The organism is Helicobacter aurati, from assembly GCF_003364265.1.
In the GTDB taxonomy this organism is placed as follows: Bacteria; Campylobacterota; Campylobacteria; order Campylobacterales; family Helicobacteraceae; genus Helicobacter_A; species Helicobacter_A aurati.
The window spans coordinates 1-4,341 of sequence record NZ_NXLW01000029.1 but is presented as its reverse complement, the minus strand read 5'-3'; the positions used below and the strand labels follow the sequence as shown (position 1 = coordinate 4,341).

Genomic DNA, 4,341 nt, shown 5'->3' with positions numbered 1-4,341 from the left:
AATGTTTATCCCTGCGGGAATGAGCAAGTATGGGCAAGAACTTCGTTCGTGCAGTCGCTCCGCTCCCGCATCGCATTTTTCAAATGCTCAGTATGACAATAATGAGTTAAGTACAACAGATGGGGGCGCAATCTAATAATTCAGGTTTCCACTTGCACTCAAACCAATACGGGTATAAAACAATACAGGTACTTCCTTACTAATCCAAACTAACTATGTGTTAGTATGGGCAAACCCCTCATAATCTTATACACAATGCGAAATGTTACTAGAATCCATATTTCTCTAGGTTTCTATCAAAACCCAAGTTCAAGTGCTGCTCAAAGATTCAATATACCTATTGCTTGCGCTACTTTAATCGTGTTGATTTTGTTAGATAGAGAATCTATAAGACTTGCAAAGCGGGCAAAGTGCCTATTTCTTGCCCCATTTTTACAACATCATGAGTTTTAATACTCCAATGTGCTTGTGCTATCAAGACGACTGTTGAACCCATCTCAAAATGCCCTAAATTTTCTCCCGCTTTATATTGCAAGGGGTTTTCGTAAGTGTATATATTGTTTCCTTCTTTTGCATTGCTTCGAATCCTTTCATCAAAATTAAAACATATTTTCCCTACATTCAATGCTCCTACCGCAACGAAGTAGGCAATGCTTGCATTATAGCGCAAGCGCACTTTAAGCACTACACGTTCGTTGTGTACAAAGAGGTTAGAATTGTTCAACAAAGATTTTTTATTGACAGGTAATAGCATTCCATTAAAATAACGAGCTTCTAATATTTCCAAATCACAAGGCGCATGATAATGGTGATAATCCCTAGGGGAGAGATAGAGATTAAGGAAATTATAGGAATCCAGATTAAGCGGCAGGGAATGAGTTGGCTGTGTATTGTCTGCATAATTGCTATATTGCGCACCATATCCATAGAGTAATTCAAGTACGTGATAACTTTTTCCTTTAATTTGCAAAGCCGTATTGTTTGTAATAGATCCAGATTCCATAATGACAGAATCAGTAGGACTAATCAAATTAAAAGGTTTTGATTCTAATGTTCTTGGTTTTTTTAAAGTACGTGCAAACAGAGCATTGAGGCTTTCATAATGCGTGTAATCTTCAAATTCATGCAGATCAATGTTAAAGAGATTGATATAGGTTTTATTGATGATTCGTTGTAGGTGTTTGGGGAATTTTTTATGGGCAAACTTGCCGAAGAGTCTTGAGAGTTTATTACTTTGATGCAAAATATATCCTTTGTAATGAAATCAATACGGGTTTTTAATTAACCTAAACCAACCATGTATTAGTGTGGCAATCCTTACATAATCTTATACATGATGCAAAATACTTAGAAGTCTTTATTAAAACTACTTAGATTTTTCACCATATTTTGGAAGTATTCTAACAAATCTTTTAAGGTTTTTTAACACAGCTCTATTTTTATTGTTGAATCTTGATAAGAAATTATTGTTACTTTTTTAAACATATAAATGTATTACTAACGATATTCTGAACTTTTATTGTGTATTTATTGAGAGAATTTAATAAAGTGATAAAGAATATTCAGATATTTTAAAATACATTGGAGATTGATTGCAATGAAAAACAATACATTTATGCGTGAAATACAAACGCGACATTTAATTATGATAGCTTTTGGTGGCGCGATGGGGACCGGACTCTTTGTGGGGAGTGGCGGAAGTATTCATCAAGCAGGAGCTTTAGGGACATTGATTGCTTATTGTGTGGCAAGCGTTATTGTGTATAGCGTTATGTTGTCCCTAGGTGAGTTATCAAGTGCGTTTCCACATACAGGGAGTTTCGGGGATTATGCGCATAGATTTATTAGTCCAAGCGCGGGATATGTGATTTTTTGGATGTATTGGTTAAATTGGGTAGCCACAGTCGCAGTGGAATATACGGCTATCGCGCTTCTTTTAAACCCGTGGTTCCCAGATGTCAATATTTATGTTTGGGTTGCGCTTTGTGCTGTGGCGATTTTTGTCTTAAATGTTTTTACGGTGAAGCTCTTCGCCGAAGGAGAATTTATTGTAAGCTTTATAAAAGTTTTTGCAGTGATGATATTTTTAATTTTAGGCTCTATTAGTATCATTTATAATATTTATCTACATGGATTTTCTTTCACTTTTGCTAATTTTTATACCGCTAATAATAATTCATGGTTTCCCAATGGATTAACCGCCGTTTTTATGACCATTTTAGCCGTGAATTTTGCTTTCACAGGCACAGAAGTTATTGGTGTAGCCGTAGGTGAGACTAAGGACCCGCGCAATGCGATGCCCAAGGCAATCAGGGCTACTCTTATGCGCATTATTATCTTTTTCATTGGTTCAGTGTTTATTATTGCTACTTTTGTGTCAAGCAATGACGCGAGAATCACAGAAAGCCCGTTTGTAACTACGTTGCAAGTCATTAGATTGCCCTTTTTGGAGGGTGAATTGCCTTATATTCCAGATATTATGCGGTTTATTTTGGTTGTTGCTTTGTTTTCTACGGCGAATTCTGGATTATATGCAAGTACAAGAATGGTTTGGGGGCTCGCACAAAAGAAGATGTATCCTAGCATTTTTGCAAGACTAAATAAAAAAGGTATTCCTATTTACGCGTTATTAATGACTATGCTTTTTTCTCTTTTACCATTTTTCTTTGAGTTAGGTATTTATATTTGTTTGCAATTTTTCCCTGAACTTAGCGCGTATATTAATAATAAAAGCATAGAGCACATGATGGAATCTCTAATTACAGTAAGCGGTTTTACAATGATGATTGTATGGGCTAGTATTAGTTATTGCCAATATGTTTTTCGCAAGCAATATCTTGCAAGTGGCAAGAAACTCGAGGACTTAGCTTATGTAACGCCTTTTACTCCTTATATTCAAATCATTGGAATCTTGGGCTGTATCATTTCTATGATTGGCGTGTATTTTGATGAAAAGGAACGTATTGCGATTTGGGGAACATTGATTTACATAGCATTGTGCTATATTGTCTACTTTGCAACAAAACATAAATTTGCCAAAGAGCAATAGGGAGATTTGTAGATTCTATTTTGTCGTCTTAGCTTTTGCAGAAAAGTGAAGAATCTCACTCCCCTTGTCATGTCTTAAGCATTGCGAAGAATCTCATAAAGATTCTATTAGAGATACTTCGGCTTTTCAAAGCCTCAGTATGACAAAAGAAATTGCCATTCTAAACCGGCTTTGCAAGGTGAAGAATCTCATAACTTAGAATCTCATTCAATGAATTCTTATAGGGATTCTTCAGTTTCTAGGAAACTTGAGACATGACAGAGATGCTTCACATGCGTTCAGCATGACAAAGATAGAGATTCTTATAAGATATTTCGCTTTCCATGAAAGCCCAACATGACAACTTGTGATTGTGAAAAAGATTCTAATCCTTGTCATTCTGAAGAAGCACGAAGTGCGACTGAAGAATCTCATATAATCCATCAGGCAAAGAATAATTACAGCAATAGAAATTTCTTTGCGTTACGTATTTTTTCTAATTGTCGCAAGGTTTCTTCTTTTTTGGATTCCAAAAGTGTGATGCTTTGCGCAATCAATTCTTTTGCGGTTTGTAAATATTCTAAGAGTGCTTCATCTTGTGCAAGATTCTTTTCGTTAGTCGTACGTATTTCAAATGGAAGATGTTGTATAAGCTCATACGTCGCTTCTTCATTTTGCTCTAAAAGTGCGATTTTTAATGAATCTAACCATGCTTGAGTGTGCTTTGAGTCATAGTATATATAATCGTTTGTCGATTCCATAAGTTACCTGCCTATACATTTGACTACATGTATTAAAGTAACATGTAGCAATCCTTGATAGTACTGTTATTATACAGATTTCAGTTTTAATGTATATATTTTATATTGTTTCTCTGCTTTTTATTCTGTTTTTGATGAATAACGTCTTGACAATGCACAGAACTAATTTAAGAGAGTAGTTGTTTATATGTTCATGAAGGATAAATATGATTTACACGTTTGTGCCTTTACGGAATTTTCTCGCAACATATTATTTTGGCTCACCGCCTACACAAGCCACTTTAGAATCTTTTCACAATAGACTTAAATCCTACCAAAAGCAGCTTGCACAATCCAAGCGGGCAAACGAATCAGAGGAATATCAAAAGAATCTTTTGCGAGATTTTTTAATCCAAGCTTTTGAATACAACTGCAATACCAAAGACAGAATCGATTTGGCAATCTATGAAGATTCCGCTCCAAAAGTGCTTTTTGAAGTCAAGAGCTTAAGCAATAAGAGTGAATTTATAGGGGGGGGGGGGGCAAATAACCTAAATGAAAACCGCAAAATGG

General features: G+C 35.5%; 4 protein-coding genes. 2 read left to right on the top strand and 2 right to left on the bottom strand.

Annotation, left to right across the window (positions count from 1 at the left end):
• Positions 1-385 precede the first annotated feature (385 nt).
• On the bottom strand, positions 386-1,246 hold the full coding sequence (locus CQA66_RS08930) for a phosphatidylserine decarboxylase (protein WP_411698589.1): 861 nt from the start codon (positions 1,244-1,246) through the stop codon (positions 386-388).
• Between the two features lie 351 nt (positions 1,247-1,597).
• Here CQA66_RS08930 and CQA66_RS08925 point away from each other — a divergent pair, with 351 nt between their 5' ends.
• Positions 1,598-3,049, top strand: a complete 1,452-nt coding sequence (locus CQA66_RS08925) for an amino acid permease (protein ID WP_104762785.1) — start codon at positions 1,598-1,600, stop codon at positions 3,047-3,049.
• A gap of 437 nt (positions 3,050-3,486) precedes the next feature.
• On the opposite strand, the gene CQA66_RS08920 is transcribed toward CQA66_RS08925, so the two are convergent.
• Positions 3,487-3,789, bottom strand: coding sequence for a hypothetical protein (locus tag CQA66_RS08920; protein WP_104762784.1), 303 nt, complete (start codon positions 3,787-3,789; stop codon positions 3,487-3,489).
• A 206-nt stretch (positions 3,790-3,995) separates the two neighbouring features.
• Here CQA66_RS08920 and CQA66_RS08915 point away from each other — a divergent pair.
• Positions 3,996-4,341: DUF7149 domain-containing protein (locus CQA66_RS08915; RefSeq protein WP_115582655.1), on the top strand; the 346-nt coding region annotated here is incomplete at its 3' end.

Coding starts and splice junctions, on each gene's coding strand:
- CQA66_RS08925 (WP_104762785.1), top strand. CDS start 1,598: ATGAAAAACAATACATTTATGCGTGAAATACAAACGCGACATTTAATT.
- CQA66_RS08920 (WP_104762784.1), bottom strand. CDS start 3,789: ATGGAATCGACAAACGATTATATATACTATGACTCAAAGCACACTCAA.